The sequence below is a fragment of the Streptomyces sp. NPDC088400 genome, assembly GCF_044753355.1.
GTDB lineage: Bacteria > Actinomycetota > Actinomycetes > Streptomycetales > Streptomycetaceae > Streptomyces.
On the sequence record NZ_JBIVMZ010000012.1, the window covers coordinates 104403 to 123208 of the forward strand.

Genomic DNA, 18806 nt, shown 5'->3' on the forward strand with positions numbered 1-18806 from the left:
GCTTCGCCATGGACATGAATGCCAACTACACCAGTTTTGTCGCCCTCGGTGACTCCTTCACCGAGGGCATGTCCGACCTCCTCCCCGACGGCTCGTACCGCGGCTGGGCGGACCTGCTCGCCGCGCGGCTGGCCGCCCGTACCCCCGGCTTCCGGTACGCGAACCTCGCCGTACGCGGCAAGCTCATCGGCCAGATCGTCGAGGAGCAGGTGGAGGCCGCCGCGGGCATGTCGGCGGATCTGGTGACGCTCGTCGGCGGGCTCAACGACACGCTCCGCCCGAAGGTCGACATGGGGCGGGTGCGCGGCCTGCTGGAAGAAGCCGTGGAGCGGCTGGCGCCCTCCTGCGGGCAGCTGGTGCTGATGCGCAGTCCGGGCCGTAACGGCCCGGTAATGGAGCGCTTCCGGCCGCGGATGGAGGAGCTGCTCACCTTCGTCGACGAGCTCGCGGAACGGCACGACGCCCTGGTCGTCGACCTGTACGGGGCGCCGGTGCTCGGTGATCAGCGGATGTGGGATCTGGACCGGCTCCATCTGACCGCCGAGGGCCACCGCCGGGTCGCCGAGGCTGTCTGGCAGGCGCTCGGGCTCGACGCGGAGGACGACTGGCGCGCGGAACTTCCCCCTCCGGTGCCCGTTCGGTGGCTGGCGCGGCGCACGGGAGACGCACGGTTCGCGCGACAGCATCTGGGGCCGTGGGTGGCACGGCGCGTCACGGGTCGCTCCTCCGGCGACGGCCGACTGGCGAAGCGGCCCGAACTGCTGCCGTACGAGACGCCGGAGCTGCGGACGACGGGCCCGGAGGCACCCCCGTCGGCCCGCCTGTAGGAAGCCACAACAAAGGGCGCGGCACCGACCTGCACAAAGCGCCAGTAGAATCGGCTCACGTGACTGCCGCCCCTGCGAAGCCTCGCATCCCCAATGTCCTTGCCGGCCGCTACGCCTCGGCGGAGCTGGCCGTTCTGTGGTCCCCCGAGCAGAAGGTGAAGCTGGAGCGTCAGCTGTGGCTGGCGGTACTCCGCGCGCAGCGGGACCTCGGGGTCGAGGTCCCGGAGAGCGCCCTCGCCGATTACGAACGCGTCCTCGACCAGGTCGACCTGGCGTCGATCGCCGAGCGCGAGAAGGTCACGCGACACGATGTGAAGGCGCGCATCGAGGAGTTCAACGCCCTCGCCGGCCATGAGCAGGTGCACAAGGGCATGACCTCCCGCGACCTGACGGAGAACGTCGAGCAGCTCCAGGTCCGGCTCTCGCTGGAGCTGATGCGGGACCGTACGGTCGCGGTGCTCGCGCGCCTCGGCAAACTCGCGGGCGAGTACGGCGAGCTGGTCATGGCCGGCCGCTCGCACAATGTCGCCGCGCAGGCCACCACCCTCGGCAAGCGGTTCGCGACGGCCGCCGACGAGCTGCTCGTGGCCTACGGCCGGCTGGAGGACCTGCTGGGCCGTTACCCGCTGCGCGGAATCAAGGGCCCGGTCGGCACGGCTCAGGACATGCTCGACCTGCTGGGCGGGGACACCGGGAAGCTCGCGGAGCTGGAGCAGCGCATCGCCGGTCACCTGGGCTTCGCGCAGGCCTTCACCTCGGTCGGCCAGGTCTACCCGCGCTCCCTCGACTACGACGTGGTGACCGCGCTGGTACAGCTGGCGGCGGCGCCGTCCTCGGTCGCCAAGACCGTCCGGCTGATGGCCGGGCACGAGCTGGTGACCGAAGGCTTCAAGCCCGGCCAGGTCGGCTCCTCCGCGATGCCGCACAAGATGAACACGCGCTCCTGCGAGCGGGTCAACGGCCTCATGGTGATCCTGCGCGGCTACGCGTCGATGACGGGCGAGCTGGCGGGCGACCAGTGGAACGAGGGCGACGTCTCCTGCTCGGTGGTCCGCCGGGTGGCGCTGCCCGACGCGTTCTTCGCGCTCGACGGCCTGCTGGAGACGTTCCTGACGGTCCTCGACGAGTTCGGCGCGTTCCCGGCGGTCGTGGCGCGCGAGCTGGACCGCTACCTGCCGTTCCTCGCGACGACCAAGGTGCTGATGGGGTCGGTACGGGCCGGAGTGGGCCGCGAGGCGGCGCACGAGGTCATCAAGGAGCACGCCGTCGCCTCGGCCCTGGCGATGCGCGAGCAGGGCGCCGAGCGCAACGAACTGCTGGACCGGCTGGCGGCCGACGAGCGGATGCCGCTGAACCGCGACCAGCTGGACGCGCTGATGGCGGACAAGCTGTCCTTCACGGGCGCCGCGGAGGACCAGATCGCCACGGTCGTCGGCCGTATCGAGGAGATCGTCAAGCAGCACCCGGAGGCCGCCGCCTACACCCCGGGATCGATCCTCTGACCCCCGGATGAAACGCGAAGAACTCGAAGCCGCCCGCGACCGCGTCATTCCCGACGTGGCCGCGGGCGGCCTGCGTGTGCTGTTCTGCGGCATCAACCCGGGGCTGATGTCAGCGGCGACGGGCCACCACTTCGCCCGCCCCGGCAACCGCTTCTGGCCGGTGCTGCACCTCTCCGGCTTCACCCCACGCGTGCTGAACCCCGCCGAGCAGGACGGGTTGCTGACCTATGGGCTGGGCATCACCAACGTCGCGGCGCGTGCGACGGCGCGCGCCGACGAGCTGAGCGCGGAGGAGTTCCGCGAGGGCGGCCGGATCCTCACGGCGAAAGTGGAGCGGCTGCGGCCACGGTGGCTGGCGGTGGTCGGGATCACGGCGTACCGCACGGCTTTCGACGACAAGAAGGCGCAGGTGGGTCCGCAGGAGCGGACGATCGGCGACACGCGCGTCTGGGCGCTGCCGAACCCGAGCGGGCTGAACGCGCGCTGGACGGCGGAGACGATGGCGGAGGAGTTCGCGCGGCTGCGTGCCGCGGCTGCGTGAACGCGGTGTGCCGTCCGGCGGGGCCCGTGGTTCGGGGTGCTTTGTTGGCTGGGGTCGGTGGTTCGGGTGCGGGTTGTTGCCGGGTGCCGCTCCGGGGTCATGTCCTGCACTGCATGATTTACGGCGCGTGCGGCTCGTTCTTCGACTGACAGGCCGGTGTGCGCCACAAATCACGCTTTACGTTCCGGACACGACCCCTGCGCGACCCCCTTCACCGCCCGCCACAGACCACCCCCACCGGGCCGCAGGCGGGCCACCGGCGGGAGGGGGTCGGGGTCGCAGGAGGTGACGTGTCCGGACGTAGAGCGTGATTTGTGGCGCACACCGGCCCGCACCCTAAAAACAAACCCGCACGCGCCGTAAATCATGCAGTCCGGACATGCGCCTCCGGAGGCCCCGGCACCCGCACCCACCACCCGCACCAGCACCCGCACCCCACGCCGGACGGCGACACCGCAGCCCCTTGCCAATATCTTGGCAAGCGTTGACAAGTTTGCGCAACGGTGACGACCATGCAACATGCCGTTCATTCACCCCGCTCCGTCCGACCAGTAACGGAGTCCCCATGGCCCCCACCCTGACCGACGTGGCCAAACGCGCCAACGTCGCCCTCTCCACCGCATCCCGCGCGTTCAGCGATCCGGGCCGACTCGGACCACAGACCTTGCGCAAGGTTCTGGCCGTTGCGCAAGAGCTGGGTTACGAGCCCCCCGTGGCCCGTACCGTCGATTCGCCCGCGGACGGCGACGTCGCCACCGTCGCCGTCGTCGTGCCCGACATCGCCAACCCCGTGTTCGGGGCCTTCGTGAAGGCCGCGCAGGGTGAGGGGTGGCATCGCAGGCAGACCGTCGTGCTCGCCGACACTGATCTCGATCCGGACCGTGAGCGCGAGGTGATCGCCCATCTGCGGGAGCGGGCGGACGGTCTGATCGTGTGTTCGCCCCGGCTCGACGCGGAGGAAGTGCTCGGCATCTGCGGCCGTACGCCCGCCGTGCTGGTCAATCGTGAGACGTCCGGCGCGGACTGCGTGATCGCCGACGCGGCGCACGGGATGCGGCAGGCGATCGAGTATCTGGCCGCGCTCGGCCATCGGCGGATCGCCTATGTGCAGGGCATGCAGCGGTCCTGGTCCAATGCTCACCGCGTCGAGTTGATCCGTACCGAGACCGAACGGGCCGGGCTGGCACTGGAGTTGCTGGGGTGGCAGTCCGAGACGGTGGCGGGCGGGACCGCCGCCGCGGCGAGTGTGATGGCCTCGGGCGCGTCCGCCGTGATCACGCACAACGACCTCGTCGCGTTCGGGGTGATCTCCGGCGCACGGGCGCTGGGGCTGAGCATCCCGGAGGACCTGAGTGTGATCGGGGTCGACGACATCCCGTTCGTCGAGGTGTCGCAGCCGTCGCTGACGAGCATCGCGGTGCCGATGGCGCGGGCGGGTGCGCTCAGTCTGGAGATGCTCGGTCAGGTTCTGGCGGGCGAGCGGCAGACTCCGCGCACGCTGCGGTTGCCGACCCAGCTCATCGTGCGCGGGTCGACCGGCCCCGCCGCCGACACGTCCCGCCGGGGAATCGCGGCGGACCGGGCGATGAAGGGTGTGTCATGAGGACCGGCGAACTGACCGTGGTGGTCGCCGACCCCAACCTCGCTCCGTTGCGTGCCGAGTTCGAGGCCGCGCTGCCGGAGGGTACGGCCGTCCACTGGCCCGATGTACGGGACGCCGGGGCGATCGAGGCCGCGTTGGCGACGGCGGACGTTCTCGTGTCGGGGCACTGCACCGCCCGGATGGCCGGTGCGGCCGGGCGGCTCCGGCTGGTGCACGCCGCCGGCGCGGGTACGGACAAGATCGAGGTCGGCTCGCTGGCGCCGGGTACCCAGGTCGCCAACACCTTCCACCACGAGAACTCCATCGCCGAGTACGCCGTGTCGGCGGCCATTGTGCTGCGGCGTGGTTTTCTGCGGCAGCACAACGCGCTGCGCCGTGGCGAGTGGGACTCCCCCGCGCACGATCCGCTCTCTCCGTGGGTGGACAGTCTGAGTACGGCGACGATCGGGTTCGTCGGTTTCGGGCATATCGGCGCCCGCTGCTGGCAGCGGTTCCGGGCGTTCGGCGCCCGGGGCGTGACGGTCACCCGGCGCGGCGACGTCGATGCGGCGGCTCACGGGCTCGCCTGGTCGGGGACCGTGGACGACCTCGGCACACTGCTGGAGACCTCCGACGTGGTCGTGGTGTCGGCCCCGCTCGCTCCGGAGACCACCGGACTGATCGGCGCGGCCGAGCTGTCCCGGATGCGTCCGTCTGCGGTCCTGGTCAATGTCGGCCGGGGCCCGGTCGTGGAGGAGGACGCGCTCTTCCGCGCCCTGAGCGACCGTACGATCACCGGCGCCGCGCTCGACGTCTGGTACCGGTACCCGTCCGGCGGGCACACCGGTGCCCCCGGCAATCACCCCTTCGAGACGCTGGACAACGTACTGATGACACCGCACTCCTCGGGCCTCACCCGCGAGACCTTCGCGCGCCGGGCCGACGACATCGCCGCCAATATCGGCCGGCTCGCCATGGGTGAGCGGCTGCACAACGTCGTGGCGGTGGCCCGATGACCACGACCGACACGATCGTCGCCGTCGATGTGCTCGTGACCAGTCCGGGCCGTAACTTCGTCGCGCTCAAGATCACCACCGCCGACGGGGTCGTCGGCTGGGGCGATGCCACACTCAACGGACGTGAGCTGGCGGTCGCTTCGTATCTGCGCGACCATGTCGCCCCGCTGCTCGTCGGCCGCGACCCGGCGCGGATCGAGGACACCTGGCAGTACCTCTACCGCGGGGCGTACTGGCGGCGCGGTCCGGTGACGATGACGTCCATCGGCGCGGTGGACATCGCGCTGTGGGACATCAAGGGGAAGACGACCGGGCAGCCCGTCTACCAGCTGCTCGGCGGCGCGGTCCGGGACCGGATCCTCACGTACACGCACGCCACCGGCTGGGATGTCCCGCGGCTGCTGGACTCGGTCGACGCGCAGCGGGAGCGGGGCTTCCTCGCGGTACGGGCGCAGAGCGGCGTCCCCGGTCTCGACACGGTGTACGGGGTGAGCGAGGGCGCTCCGGGGTACGAGCCGGCCGGCCGCGGCGCCGCCCCGGTGGAGGAGGTCTGGGACACCGAGTCCTATCTCAGGCACGCTCCGAAGGTTCTGGCGGCGGTCCGCGAGCATGTCGGGCCCGAGCTGAAGCTGCTGCACGATGTGCATCACCGGCTCACGCCCGGTCAGGCCGCCGGGCTCGGCCGTGCGCTGGAGGCGGTGGACCTCTTCTGGCTGGAGGACGTGACCCCCGCCGAGAACCAGCAGGTGCTGCGGCACGTCCGGCAGCACACCACCGTGCCGCTGGCGATCGGTGAGGTGTTCAACACGGTCTGGGAGTGCCAGACGCTGATCACCGAGCAGCTGATCGACTTCGTGCGGACCTGTGTCACGCACGCGGGCGGTATCAGTCACCTGCGGCGGATCGCGGCGCTGGCCGAGATCTGGCAGGTGCGGCTCGGGCCGCACGGGCCCTCGGACGTCTCGCCGGTGGCGCTGGGCGCGTCGCTGCATGTGGGGCTTTCGACGCCGAACTTCGCGATCCAGGAGTACATGGGTTACGAGCCGGTCGTGCACGAGGTGTTCCGGCACGCGTGGAGCTACGAGGACGGGTATCTGCACCCGGGCGACCGGCCGGGGATCGGGATCGAGGTCGACGAGGAGCTGGCCGCCCGGTTCCCGTACGAGCCTGCCTATCTGCCGGTCGCGCGTCGCCGCGACGGCTCGATGACGGACTGGTGACGATGACTCCGACGAGCCTTCCCCGCCTCGGCCGTACGACCCTCGCCCACCGGCGCCCGCCCGCCGAGACCGGCATCGTGCATCTGGGCCTCGGCAACTTCCACCGCGCCCACCAGGCCGTGCACACCGCGGCGGCGCTGGCGCACACCGACGGCCCCTGGGGCATTCTCGGTGTCGCCGGCCGCTCGACCACCGTGGCCCGGGCGCTGCGCGAGCAGGAGATGCGGTACGCGGTCGTGGAGATCTCTCCCGGGCGCACCGAGGTCACCGTCCCCGCCGTGCACACCGGCGCGCTGGTGGCCGCCGAGCAGCCGGACGACGTCCTCGACGCCCTGGCGGCGCCCGGCACGGCCGTCATCACCATGACGGTCACCGAGCACGGGTACACCTTTTCCCCGCGCACCCATGGTCTCGATTTCGACGCCCCGGTGGTACGGGCGGACCTGCGCGGTGACGCGCCGCCGCGGACCACGATCGGGCAGATCGTGCGCGGACTGCAGCGCCGCAGGCGGGCACACGCGGCGCCGGTGACCGTGCTGAGCTGCGACAACCTGGTGGGCAACGGGGACCGGACGAAGCGGCTGGTGCAGGAGTTCACCGAGGCACTCCCGGCGGCCGAACGCGACGACCTGATGCCCTGGTTGGAGAACTCGGTGACGTTCCCCAGCTCCATGGTGGACCGGATCGTCCCCGCCACGACCGATGTCTACCGCGACGCGGTCGCCACGCGTCTCGGCGTACGGGATGCCGTGCCCGTGCCTGCCGAGCCGTTCAGCATGTGGGTGATGGAGGACCGCTTCGCGGCGGGACGTCCGGGCTGGGAGCACGCCGGGGCGCTGTTCACGGACGATGTCGAGCCGTACGAACTGCTGAAACTCCGGCTGCTCAACGGCACCCACTCGCTCATCGCCTACCTGGGCGCTCTGGACGGCCGGGAGACCATTCCGGACGCGATCGCCCGGCCGTTCATCGCCGACGCGGCGCGGAGTGTGCTGCACGACGAGTATCTGCCGAGCCTGACCGTGCCCGCCGATGTCGACCTCGATGATTATGTGGGGCAGTTGTTCGACCGCTGGGGCAATACGGCCCTGGGCCATCGCACCCGGCAGGTCGGTTCCGACGGGTCGGTGAAGCTGCGCCAGCGGGTACCCGACCCCGCCCTGCTCCACCTTCGCGCGGGCCGGATGCCGCACCATCTGGCGCTGACCGTGGCGGCGTATCTGTGCTGCGTGGCGCCGCCGCCCGGCTTCTCGCCGGGGCCGCAGGCCGCCGCCATGGTGGATCCGGCCCGCGAGAGGCTCGCCGGGATCACCGGCCGGGCTCCCCTCGGTTCCCGTGCCGCCGACGCCTCCGGCGTCGAAGCCGTCCTGGCGAGCGGGCTGCTCGGCGACGGGCTCACCGAATACCCGGCCTTCGCCGCCCGTATCGCCGAACTCATCGGCGTCATCGTCCGCCACGGACCGGCCGCCGCCGCGGCCGATGCCTTCGGTGCCGATGCCACCGCGGACGCACGTGCCGTCGGTGCCGCGGAGGGGGTGGCACGGACCGGCCACTGACAGCGTTCCCTCCCCGATTCCCTTCCGATACCTCCCATCCCTCCCGTCTCTCCCATCCCTTCGACCCACTCCGGACGCTCACAAGGACGTGAGAACGTGTTCGCTCCCGATTCGACCCGCGCCGCCGTACTGCACGGCCCGGGTGACCTCCGTATCGAAGACATCCCGCTGCGCGCCCTCGGCCCCGACGACGTGCTGGTCACGGTCGACGCCGTCGGGGTCTGCGGCTCCGACATGCATTACTTCGCCGACGGCCGCAACGGCCAGAACGTCCTGCGCCAACCGACGGTGCTCGGACATGAAACCGCCGGGACCGTCACGGCGACCGGTTCCGGTGTGGCGCTGGAGGCCGGTACCCGTGTCGCGGTGGAACCCGCCGTGGGCTGCGGCACCTGCCCCACCTGCCGCTCCGGGCGCTACAACCTCTGCCCGGTGGGCGTCTGCCTCGGGTCACCCCCGACCGACGGCACCTTCGCCGAGTACGTCATCGCTCCCCGCCGCGCCGTACACCCACTGCCCGACGCCATCCCGCTGGAGGTCGGCGCGCTGATCGAGCCGCTGGCCGTGGCGGTATGGGCGGTGCGGCGGGCGGAGGTCGAACTCGGTGACCGGGTGCTGGTCACCGGAGCCGGCCCGATCGGCATCCTCGTCATGCAGGTGGCGCGGGCCGCCGGGGCGGCCGAGGTGATCGTCACCGATGTCAATGACGCCCGGCTCGCGCAGGCGCGTGCACTCGGCGCGAGCGCCGTACTGAACACGGCCGACCGCGCCCCCGAACTCACCGGTGTCGACCGGCTGCTGGAGTGCTCGGCCCATCCGGCCGCCCTCTGGCAGGGGCTGCACACCCTGCGCCCCGCCGGCCGGGCGACCGTCGTCGGGCAGGCCGCGCCCAGCGTCGATGGTCTGCCGCTCGCGCATCTCCAGCGCTGGGAGATCGAGTTGGCGACCGCGTTCCGTTACGCGCACGCCTTCCCCACCGCCATCGCGATGGCCGCCGACGGCCGGGTGGATCTCGCGCGGGTGCTCACCGGACGGTTCCCGCTCGACGACGCGGCCGACGCGCTGCGCGCACCGGTGAAGGATCCGTCGCATCTCAAGGTCGTCGTCCGTCCCGGTGACCGGGCCGTCTGACCCTCTCCGAATCTCGTACCGCACCCCGCTCCGCACCCTTCCTCACTCACTCCTTCACTCCACCGTTTTGCCCTACTCCGGGCCGCTCCGCTCCACTTTGGAATTCGATCCGTTCAAGGAGGCATGGATCATGGACAGCAACACCGCTCCCGCCGCGACACCGCTGCCGTCGTCGGCCGACGCCCCGTCCGGGGAACCGCCCGCCGACCCCAAGGCCGTACGACGCGCCGCCTGGGCCGGTCTGATCGGCACCGCGCTCGAACAGTACGACTTCGTCATCTACGGCACCGCCTCGGCGCTGATCTTCAGCGACCTGTTCTTCCCCAACGTCTCGTCGTCCGTCGGCATCCTCGCCAGCTTCAGCACCTATGCGGTGGGGTTCGCCGCCCGGCCGCTCGGCGGGCTCTTCTTCTCCCGTTACGGGGACCGCCTCGGCCGCAAGTGGGTGCTGGTCGCCACACTGCTGCTGATGGGTGGCTGCACCCTCGCCATCGGCCTGCTGCCCACCTACGGCCAGGTCGGACTGCTCGCCCCGATCCTGCTGCTGATCTGCCGCATGGGGCAGGGCTTCGGCGCGGGCGCGGAGCAGTCGGGAGGCGCCACCCTGCTCACGGAGACGGCTGCCACCGGACAACGCGGGAAGTTGTCCTCCCTGGTCATGGCGGGCGCGGCGCTGGGCACGGCACTCGGCGCGGTGGCCTGGATACTCGCCCAACGGCTGTCCGACGACGCCCTGATGACCTGGGGCTGGCGGCTGGTCTTCTGCAGCAGTCTCGTCGTGACCGTCGTCGCCATGGTCATCCGGCGGAAGCTGAACGAGAGCCCCGTCTTCAAGGAGCTCAAGCAGCAGCATGAACGGCCCACTTCGCCGGTGAAGGAGGTCTTCAAGCACGGCCGGAAGCCGATGTTCCTGGTCCTCTTCATGAACTTCGGCATCAGCACACAGTCGTACACCTACCAGGTCTTCATGGCCTCCTACCTGGTGTCCACCGTGGGCGTCGACAAGGACTTCGTGCCGGAGGTACTGCTACTCGGCGCCATCTGCGGCGGTATCGCGGCGATCAGCTTCGGTACGCTCTCGGACCGCTTCGGGCGCCGCCCGGTGTACACACTGATCCTCAGCGCGCTGGTGCTGCTGCCGGCTCCCACGTTCATCGCGCTGAACTCCGGGTCCAAGGTCGCGATCACCGTGGCGATCGTCGTCGGCTTCATCCTGGCCTGTCAGGGCGCGGTGGGCGTACAGATGAGCTACTTCCCGGAGCTGTTCGGAAACCGCTACCGCTACGCCGGGGTCACCCTGGGCCGGGAGTTCTCCTCCGTCATCGGCGGCGGGGTCGCGCCGCTGATCTGTACGGCGCTGGTCACCGCGTTCTCCGGCTCCTGGATTCCGGTCGCCGTGTACATGATGCTGGTCACAACGGTCAGTCTCATCGCGACCCGGATGTCCCCGGAGACACTCGACCGCGATCTCAACACGGCCGCCGACAGCACGGACCCCGCCGCGTCCCGCGCCCGGCAGGAACAGGCCCCGCGCACCGGCCCGTTGGAGGGCGCGGCCCTCGACTGACCACGGGCGAAGGGTCGTTCGGGAGCCGGGCCCGCCCCCTCGGCACTCGCCGCGCCCTCGGCCACCGAGTAGCATCCGGCACACACTCGAACACCGGAACACTCGGACCAGCGGGGAGGACAGGCCTTGGGGCGGCTGACCGGCGGAGACCCTTCCCTCCTGCGGCGGATCAACTCCGCGGTGGTCCTCCACTCCCTGCGGGGCGCCGGGTCGTTGACGCTCACGGATCTGACCCGGGCCACGGGTCTGTCCAGGCCGACGGTCGAGGGTGTGGTCGAAGGGCTGATCGAGGCGGGCCTGGTCATCGAGTCCGCGCCGGAGGAGGGCGGGGCCCGCAGGCAGGGCCGCCCGGCACGGCGGTTCCGGTTCCGGGCCGAGGCGGGGCATCTGCTGGGCATCGAGATCGGACCGCACCGGGTGGCCGCGCTGCTCTCCGGGCTGGACGGCCGGATCGTCAACTCCGGTTCGCGGGAGGTCTCGGAGAAGGCCGACGCGGACGAACGCCTGGAGCGGGTCCGCCTCGTCGTCGCGGACGTGCTGCGGCGGGCGGGAGTGGCGCGCGGTTCCCTGCGGGCGGTGGGTGTCGGCAGCCCCGGCATCGTGGAGGCCGACGGGACCGTCCGGCTCGGCACCGCGCTGCCCCAGTGGACGGGACTCCCGCTCGGCGAACGGCTGCGCCGCTCGTTCCGCTGTCCGGTGCTGGTGGAGAACGACGCCAACGCGGCGGCCGTGGCCGAGCAGTGGAAGGGCGCGGCAACCGACTCCGACGACATCGTCTTCGTCCTGGCCGGGCTCAGCCCCGGGGCGGGCGCCCTGATCGGCGGGCGGCTGCACCGCGGCTTCGGCGGGGCGGCCGGTGAGATCGGCGCGCTGCACCTGCTGGGGCGCGAGGTGACACCGGAGACGCTGCTGTCGATGACGGACGAGCCGCTCCACCCTCTCGACGAGCAGGCGGTGGCCAAGGTCTTCGCCCATGCCAAGGAGGGCGACGCGAGCGCCTGTGCGGCTGTCGAGCGGTTCATCCAGCGGCTGGTGCACGATGTGGCGGCGCTGGTACTGGCGTTGGATCCGGAGCTGGTCGTGATCGGCGGCTGGGCGGCCGGGCTCGACGGCGTACTGGATCCGCTGCGCGACCAGTTGTCCCGCTACTGTCTGCGCCCGCCTCGGGTGACGCTCTCGCTGCTCGGGGAGGCCGCGGTGGCCACGGGCGCGCTGCGGCTGGCCCTCGACCATGTCGAGGAGCAGCTGTTCGCGGTGGAGGGAACGGTGACGGCCCGCCGCTGAGCGACGGGCCGTCATTCTGGAGACGGGTACCTGAGGCCGGTTCAGGAGGCTTCGCGCTCCTGCGGCTGGTCGCTGATCTCCAGGTCGCCGGAGTCCCCGAAGGTGAGCCGGCAGGTGTCCGCGCGGTACGTGGCCACCGAGACGGCGGCGATACGGCCCTCGACGACATAGCGCGTCGTCACCACCAGGACCGGGGCGCCCGGGAGGCGGTCCAGCTCCTTGGCGTCGTCCGCGCGCGCCGACCCCAGCTCCACCGCGCGCTCCTGGCCGTCGAGGCCGAGATGCTGGAGCTCACGCAGGACGGCGCGGGCGCGGGCGGGTCCGGACGGCGCGTCGATGGCGGAGAGCCCGGGCACCGACGAGGACGGTACGTGGAGCAGCTCGGCGGCCACGGACTGGCCGTGCGAGACCCGGATCCTGCGGACCGTGTGGATCTCTTCGCCGGTGTCCGACTCCAGCAGCCGGACGACGGCGGTGGACGCGGGCGCCGTGGCGCAGTCGAGCGGACGCCAGGAGTCCTGTGCGGCGCCCGGCCATTCGTGCTGGACCGTGGAGACGTCCACGCCGAGTCTCGGCGGGGCGACGGTCGTGCCGACTCCGCGGCGGCGCTGGAGCCGGCCTTCCAGCTCCAGTTGTTCGAGCGCCTGCCGGAGCGTGGCGCGGGCGACGCCGAAACGGGCGGCCAGTTCACGCTCGTTGGGGAGGATCTCCCCCACCGCGAAGTCCGAGTCGAGTGCTTCGCCGAGCACGTTCTTGAGATGCCAGTACTTAGGCTCCGGCACCGATTCCAGCTGCGTGGTCCCCACCCTGCTCCTCCGCAATCGCCGTCTGTCCGGCGGGTTTTCCCTGACCTTATTTATTAAAGGTTCCTGCACTAACTAGCGACCATAGGACCGCACACCCCCTTGGTCAAGACCAATACTCCGCCCACCACCAAGGGGAATCGCACTGTGGAGTCGGTCCTTTACAGAACGTTCGTACCGGGGTGACAGTCGCGGCACAAACCCGAGCACCTCGTCCCACTCCGGTCTGCTTTGTTCACTCGGGGTTAGCACTCCGGCCGCCGCCAGGCGTTAGGCATGGCATCACAGCCCCGGCTCTCATCTGCCCAGGAGACTCCTCGATGTCGCACGACCCCCAGAAATCCTCACGCCGCTCACCGGCCACCGACGCCCCCGCCGCCCCCGGCCGCCGCGGCGTGCTGCGTGGTTCGCTCGCCGCTTCGGCGGCGCTGGCCCTGCCCGGCGGCGCCCTTGTCGCGGCCGCCGCCCCGGCGCAGGCCCTGTCAGGACGGCCGCGCGCCGGCTGGGGTGTACAGGCGGGCGATGTCACCTCGTCCAGCGGGCTGGTGTGGGTGCGGTCCGACCGGCCCGCGCGGATGATCGTGGAGACCTCGGCCACCGAGTCGTTCCGCCGCGCCCGCGCCTGGCACGGCCCGCTGCTGGGCCGCGGCACCGACTTCACGGGGACGGTCCCGCTGCACGGCCTCCCGGCGGGTGAGCAGGTGCACTACCGGGTGACGCTCGCCGATCCCGAGGACCCCCGCCGTACCGGGGAGCCGGTGTACGGCACGTTCCGTACGGCGCCCACGAAGCGCCGTCAGGATGTCCGGTTCACGTGGTCGGGCGACGTCGCGGGTCAGGGCTGGGGAATCAACCCGGACATCGGCGGCTACACCGTCTACGACGAGATGCGCCGGCTCGACCCGGACTTCTTCCTGTGCAGCGGCGACAACATCTACGCGGACGGGGTGATCGAGCCGAGCGTGACGCTGCCCGACGGCCGCGTCTGGCGCAACATCACCACCGAGGAGAAGTCCAAGGTGGCCGAGACCCTCGCGGAGTACCGGGGCAACTTCCGCTACAACCTGCTCGACTCCAACGTCCGGCGCTTCAACGCCGCGATCCCGTCGATCACTCAGTGGGACGACCACGAGGTACGCAACAACTGGTACCCCGGACAGATCCTGGACGACGACCGCTACACCGAGAAGAACGTCGATGTGCTCGCCGCCCGCTCCACGCAGGCGTTCCGTGAGTACTACCCGATCTCGACGCTGCACGCGCGCGGGGCGGACCGGCGTGTCCACCGGGTGGTCAACCACGGCCCCCTGCTCGATGTGTTCGTCCTCGACATGCGGACGTACCGCAACGCCAACTCCCCCGGACGGCAGACCGACGACACGACCGGCATCCTGGGCGCCGAGCAGCTTCAGTGGCTCAAGCGTGAGCTGTCGCGTTCGCGCGCGACGTGGAAGGTGATCGCCGCCGACATGCCGATCGGTCTGGTCGTGCCGGACGGTACGGCGAACATCGAGGCGATCGCGCAGGGCGACCCGGGTGCCCCGCTCGGCCGGGAGCTCCAGATCGCCGACCTGCTGCGGTACATCAAGCACCAGCGGATCACCGGCACACTGTGGCTGACGGCGGACGTCCACCACACGTCGGCGCAGCACTATCTGCCCGAGCGGGCCGCGTTCAAGGACTTCGAGCCCTTCTGGGAGTTCGTCACGGGCCCGATCGCGGCGGGCCAGTTCCCGGCCAGCGCCCTGGACAGCACGTTCGGCCCGGACCGGGTCTTCGTCAAGGCACCCGAGGGGCAGAACCTCTCCCCCATGGAGACGCCGCCGCTCTTCGGCGAGGTGGAGATCGACGGCGTCAGCGGGGAGCTGACGGTCCGGCTGCGCGAGGAGGGCGGCACGGTGCTGTTCAGCAAGGTGCTCCAGCCGGGCAAGGTCGGCCAGTAGAGGCCTACCGGTAGGGGCCCGACCGGTAGGGGGCCGACCGCCTCCGCCCGGGCACCTGCCCGCTCGACCACTCCCTGCCGCACCCGCGGCTCCTCCGGGCCCGGACCACTCGGTCCGGGCCCGGAGTGGGAGAGAGAAGAAGGCGGCCACGCGAGCGGTCTGTCCACCCGTCTGCCGGCCCGGGCCGCGCGCCCGCCATTTTGCGTCGCTGAGCCGATCACTCCACTCCAAAAATGGTCAAAGGTGGCACAAATGGGATCAGATCCATCCTTAACCCATCAGTCACAAACCGTTCGTGATCGCGCAACACCATTCCGTCAGAGTGAGGTCATGACCAATGTGACATCTGCGAAAAGTGCCCGGCGCCCCCACCACTGGCGGCGGGATCTTGTCGAACTGGCCGCCCTGTTCACCGCCGTGGCGGTCGCCGACGCCGTGGCCAACATGATCGTGCACGGTCCCGACGGAGCGTTCCTGCTGGTCGTCTCCGCCGCGGCACTGACCGCCACCGCCACGTTCCACACATGGTGGGCACGGAGGCACGGTCATGCCCCTCCGGCGTCCGGCACGGGCGGGGCCGAGTCCGGCGATCCGGCTTCGCCCGGCACTCCGGCCGCGTCCGTCTCGTCGGCCGCTCCGTCCGTACGGAACGGAAGCCGAACGGGACCGGCGGCCCTGGCCGATCCGGCGGACACCACGCTCTGGCGGATGCGGACCACCGTGCGCGACGAGCCCGGCAGTCTCGCGGCACTGTGCACCACCTTCGCCGCGCACGGCGTGGACATACTGACCCTCCAGACCCATCCGCTGGCCGAGGGCACCGTCGACGAATTCCTGCTGCGCGCCCCGGCCGCGCTCCAGGCGAGGGACCTCACCCGCGAGGTCTCGGCCGCCGGCGGCAGCAGCACCTGGATCGAGCGCGCCGACGCGCACGACCTGGTGGACACCCCGACCCGGGTGCTCGGCCTGGCCACCCGTACCGCCCTGGACACCGCGGAACTTCCCCTCGCACTGCGCCAGTTGCTCGGCCGCTGCACCATTCACTACCTGCCCGCGGCATCGGTCACCGGCCACGCCGCCGGGGAGAGCGCGCCCGTCGAGGGGGCGCTGGACGAGACGGAGATGCGGCTGCGCGACCCGAACGGCGGCAGCATCACCGTCGAGCGCCCGTATCTCCCCTTCACACCCACCGAGTTCGCCCGCGCCCGCGCGCTGGTCGAGCTGGACACCCGGCTCGGTCCGCGCATCCCCCGCAGCAAGGACGTCCTCACCCTCCCGGAGGGTGAGGAGATCACCGTCCGCCGCGCCGACCTGGACGATCTCGACGCCGCCCGCGCCATGCACACGCGCTGCTCCGACCACACGCTGAGCCTGCGCTACCACGGCCCCTTGGACGACGCCGACCGCTATCTGGACCATCTGCTCAGCCCGCGCTACGGACGTACGCTCGCCGTCCAGACGGCCTCGGGCAGCCTGGTCGCCCTCGGCCATCTGCTCTGGGACGGTGACGAGACCGAGATCGCCCTGATCGTCGAGGACGCCTGGCAGCGGCGGGGTATCGGCTCCGAGCTGCTCGACAGGCTGGTCGCCCTCGCCGTCGAGGCCCGCTGCTCCAGCGTGTACGCGGTCACCCAGGCATCGAACACGGGCATGGTCGCGGCGATGCGGGACCTCGGACTGCCCCTGGACTACCAGATCGACGAGGGCACCCTGGTCATCACGGCCCGGCTGGACCCGGCGGCGGTCCGGGCCCGTGCCGAGCGGGCGGACCGCACCGAGCGGACCGAGACGTACAAGAGGGCCGGCCGTACCGAGCGGATCAAGACGTACGAGCTGCGCGAGCAGCACGAGCAGGCGGATCGCTGACCGCGCGACCCACGCACCACCCACCGCCGCCCCCGGCCCGGCCACCGTGCCCGGCCGGGGGCGGCCCCCATTGGTCCCCGTCCCGTCTCCGTCCACCTCCCGCGTCCCGCGGGGTTTGGCCGGATCGGGGCGCGGCCGACGCCCCGATCCGGCCAACCCCGGGCCGTCGCGGCGCGCGGGACGGAAAGCCGAGGTGACGGAGAACGGCTGTCTTCGAGAGGATGTCGGCATGTCAGACACAACCGGCAGCGCGCTGCCCCGCCAGGTCGCCGACGCCTACGTCGACGCACTCATCGCACTCGATCCGATCACCGGCACCTACCTGGGGGTCGCGGAGAGTTCCGGGCGTCTCCCCGACTTCTCCCCGGCCGGTCAGCGGAAGCTGGCCGACCTCGGCCGCGCGACACTCGCCCGGCTCGACGAGGCCGAGAAACTGCCGGGCGCGGACAGCGACGCCGAGCGGCGCTGCGGTCGGCTCCTGCGCGAGCGGCTCACCGCCGAACTCGCCGTCCACGACGCCGACGAGGGGCTGCGCGGGGTCAGCAACATCCACTCCCCGGTGCACCATGTCCGCGATGCCTTCAGCCTGATGCCGACCGCGACGGACGAGGACTGGTCGGCGATCGCCGAGCGGCTGCGGGCCGTACCCGCCGCCGTGGAGGGGTTCCGCTCCTCGCTGGCCCTCGGTCTTGAGCGGAAGCTGCCGGCCGGCCCCCGGCCGACCGCCACCTTCATCGGCCAGCTCACGGAGTGGGCGGGCGAGGGACGTGGCTGGTTCGAGGAGTTCGCCTCGGCCGGCCCGGACTCCCTCCGTACCGAACTGGACGGCGCGGCCCGGCTGGCCACCGCGGCCGTCGCGGAGTTCCGGGACTGGATGCGCGACGTCTACGCACCGGCCGTCGAGGGCGCGCCCGACACCGTCGGCCGGGAGCGGTACGCCCGCTGGTCGCGGTACTTCAACGGCACGGACCTCGATCTGGACGAGGCGTACGCGTACGGCTGGTCCGAGTACCACCGGCTGCTCGCCGAGATGAGAACCGAGGCCGACAAGATCCTGCCCGGCGCGGGCCCCTGGGAGGCGCTCGCCCACCTCGACGAGCACGGCGAGCACATCGAAGGGGTCGACGAGGTCCAGGCGTGGCTCCAGGGCCTGATGGACGAGGCGATCGAGGCGCTGGACGGCACCCACTTCGAACTCGCCGAGCAGGTACGGAAGGTGGAGTCCCGGATCGCCCCGCCCGGCGGGGCCGCCGCGCCGTACTACAGCAGCCCGTCCGAGGACTTCTCGCGCCCCGGCCGCACCTGGCTGCCCACCATGGGCGCGACCCGCTTCCCTGTCTACGACCTGGTGTCGACCTGGTACCACGAGGGTGTGCCGGGCCACCATCTCCAGCTCGCCCAGTGGACGCTGGTCGCCGACCGGCTCTCCCGCTACCAGGCGACGGTCGGCATGGTCAGCGCCAACGCGGAGGGCTGGGCGCTGTACGCGGAGCGGCTCATGGACGAGCTGGGCTTCCTGCCGGACGCGGAGCGCAGGCTCGGTTACCTGGACGCGCAGATGATGCGGGCGTGCCGGGTGATCGTGGACATCGGCATGCACCTGGAGCTGGAGATCCCGGCGGACTCGCCGTTCCACCCGGGCGAGCGCTGGACGCCCGAGCTGGCGCAGGAGTTCTTCGGCAACCACAGCGGCCGGCCGGCGGACTTCGTGGAGAGCGAGCTGACCCGCTACCTGTCGATGCCGGGCCAGGCGATCGGCTACAAGCTGGGCGAGCGCGCCTGGCTGCTCGGCCGGGAGAACGCCCGTAAGGCGCACGGCGACGCGTTCGACGCGAAGGCGTGGCACATGGCGGCGCTGTCGCAGGGCTCGCTGGGCCTGGACGATCTGGTGGACGAGCTGTCGAAGCTCTGATCCCTGGCGGACGGTACGACGACGGCCAGCTCGGGCCTCTCGGCTGAGCCCGGCCG

Annotated in this window: 14 protein-coding genes; 13 read left to right on the forward strand and 1 reads right to left on the reverse strand. The window is 71.3% G+C overall.

Going from position 1 to position 18806, the window contains the following annotated elements; translation table 11 throughout:
- Positions 1-8: 8 nt before the first annotated feature.
- From ACIQD6_RS27445 to ACIQD6_RS27490, 10 genes are all read left to right on the forward strand, one after another.
- On the forward strand, positions 9-827 hold the full coding sequence (locus tag ACIQD6_RS27445; RefSeq protein WP_401887134.1) for an SGNH/GDSL hydrolase family protein: 819 nt from the start codon (positions 9-11) through the stop codon (positions 825-827).
- A gap of 59 nt (positions 828-886) precedes the next feature.
- On the forward strand, positions 887-2329 hold the full coding sequence (purB, locus tag ACIQD6_RS27450) for an adenylosuccinate lyase (RefSeq protein ID WP_401887137.1): 1443 nt from the start codon (positions 887-889) through the stop codon (positions 2327-2329).
- 7 nt (positions 2330-2336) lie between these two features.
- Entirely contained in the window at positions 2337-2870 is a 534-nt protein-coding gene (gene mug, locus ACIQD6_RS27455; RefSeq protein WP_401887140.1) for a G/U mismatch-specific DNA glycosylase, read from the forward strand.
- A gap of 565 nt (positions 2871-3435) precedes the next feature.
- Positions 3436-4473 (forward strand): LacI family DNA-binding transcriptional regulator, encoded by a 1038-nt coding sequence (locus tag ACIQD6_RS27460; RefSeq protein ID WP_401887143.1) that lies wholly within the window; start codon positions 3436-3438, stop codon positions 4471-4473.
- Positions 4470-5468 (forward strand): 2-hydroxyacid dehydrogenase, encoded by a 999-nt coding sequence (locus tag ACIQD6_RS27465; RefSeq protein ID WP_401887146.1) that lies wholly within the window; start codon positions 4470-4472, stop codon positions 5466-5468. The genes ACIQD6_RS27460 and ACIQD6_RS27465 overlap by 4 nt, the downstream gene beginning before the upstream one ends.
- Complete coding sequence (manD, locus tag ACIQD6_RS27470) at positions 5465-6688, forward strand: D-mannonate dehydratase ManD (RefSeq protein ID WP_401887149.1); 1224 nt, start codon at positions 5465-5467, stop codon at positions 6686-6688. Before ACIQD6_RS27465 ends, manD begins: the two co-directional genes overlap by 4 nt.
- 2 nt (positions 6689-6690) lie before the next feature.
- Positions 6691-8244 (forward strand): mannitol dehydrogenase family protein, encoded by a 1554-nt coding sequence (locus tag ACIQD6_RS27475; RefSeq protein ID WP_401887152.1) that lies wholly within the window; start codon positions 6691-6693, stop codon positions 8242-8244.
- 96 nt (positions 8245-8340) lie between these two features.
- A complete protein-coding gene (locus ACIQD6_RS27480; protein WP_401887155.1) occupies positions 8341-9375 on the forward strand; it encodes an NAD(P)-dependent alcohol dehydrogenase in 1035 nt (344 codons plus the stop codon).
- Between the two features lie 130 nt (positions 9376-9505).
- The gene (locus ACIQD6_RS27485; RefSeq protein ID WP_401887158.1) at positions 9506-10942 is read left to right on the forward strand and encodes an MFS transporter; all 1437 of its coding nucleotides are present in this window, start codon (positions 9506-9508) and stop codon (positions 10940-10942) included.
- A 126-nt stretch (positions 10943-11068) separates the two neighbouring features.
- Positions 11069-12226 (forward strand): ROK family transcriptional regulator, encoded by a 1158-nt coding sequence (locus tag ACIQD6_RS27490; RefSeq protein ID WP_401887161.1) that lies wholly within the window; start codon positions 11069-11071, stop codon positions 12224-12226.
- Between the two features lie 41 nt (positions 12227-12267).
- Here ACIQD6_RS27490 and ACIQD6_RS27495 read toward each other — a convergent pair whose 3' ends face one another.
- Positions 12268-13032 carry a GntR family transcriptional regulator gene (locus ACIQD6_RS27495; protein WP_401887163.1) on the reverse strand — a complete coding sequence of 255 codons (765 nt, stop codon included), beginning with the start codon at positions 13030-13032 and terminating at the stop codon, positions 12268-12270.
- 317 nt (positions 13033-13349) lie between these two features.
- Here ACIQD6_RS27495 and ACIQD6_RS27500 point away from each other — a divergent pair, with 317 nt between their 5' ends.
- From ACIQD6_RS27500 to ACIQD6_RS27510, 3 genes are all read left to right on the forward strand, one after another.
- The gene (locus tag ACIQD6_RS27500; RefSeq protein WP_401887166.1) at positions 13350-14972 is read left to right on the forward strand and encodes an alkaline phosphatase D family protein; all 1623 of its coding nucleotides are present in this window, start codon (positions 13350-13352) and stop codon (positions 14970-14972) included.
- Between the two features lie 330 nt (positions 14973-15302).
- On the forward strand, positions 15303-16838 hold the full coding sequence (locus tag ACIQD6_RS27505) for a GNAT family N-acetyltransferase (RefSeq protein ID WP_401887168.1): 1536 nt from the start codon (positions 15303-15305) through the stop codon (positions 16836-16838).
- Positions 16839-17067: 229 nt separating this feature from the next.
- Positions 17068-18750: a DUF885 domain-containing protein gene (locus ACIQD6_RS27510; RefSeq protein ID WP_401887171.1), complete on the forward strand. Its 1683-nt coding sequence runs from the start codon at positions 17068-17070 to the stop codon at positions 18748-18750.
- Positions 18751-18806: the final 56 nt, after the last annotated feature.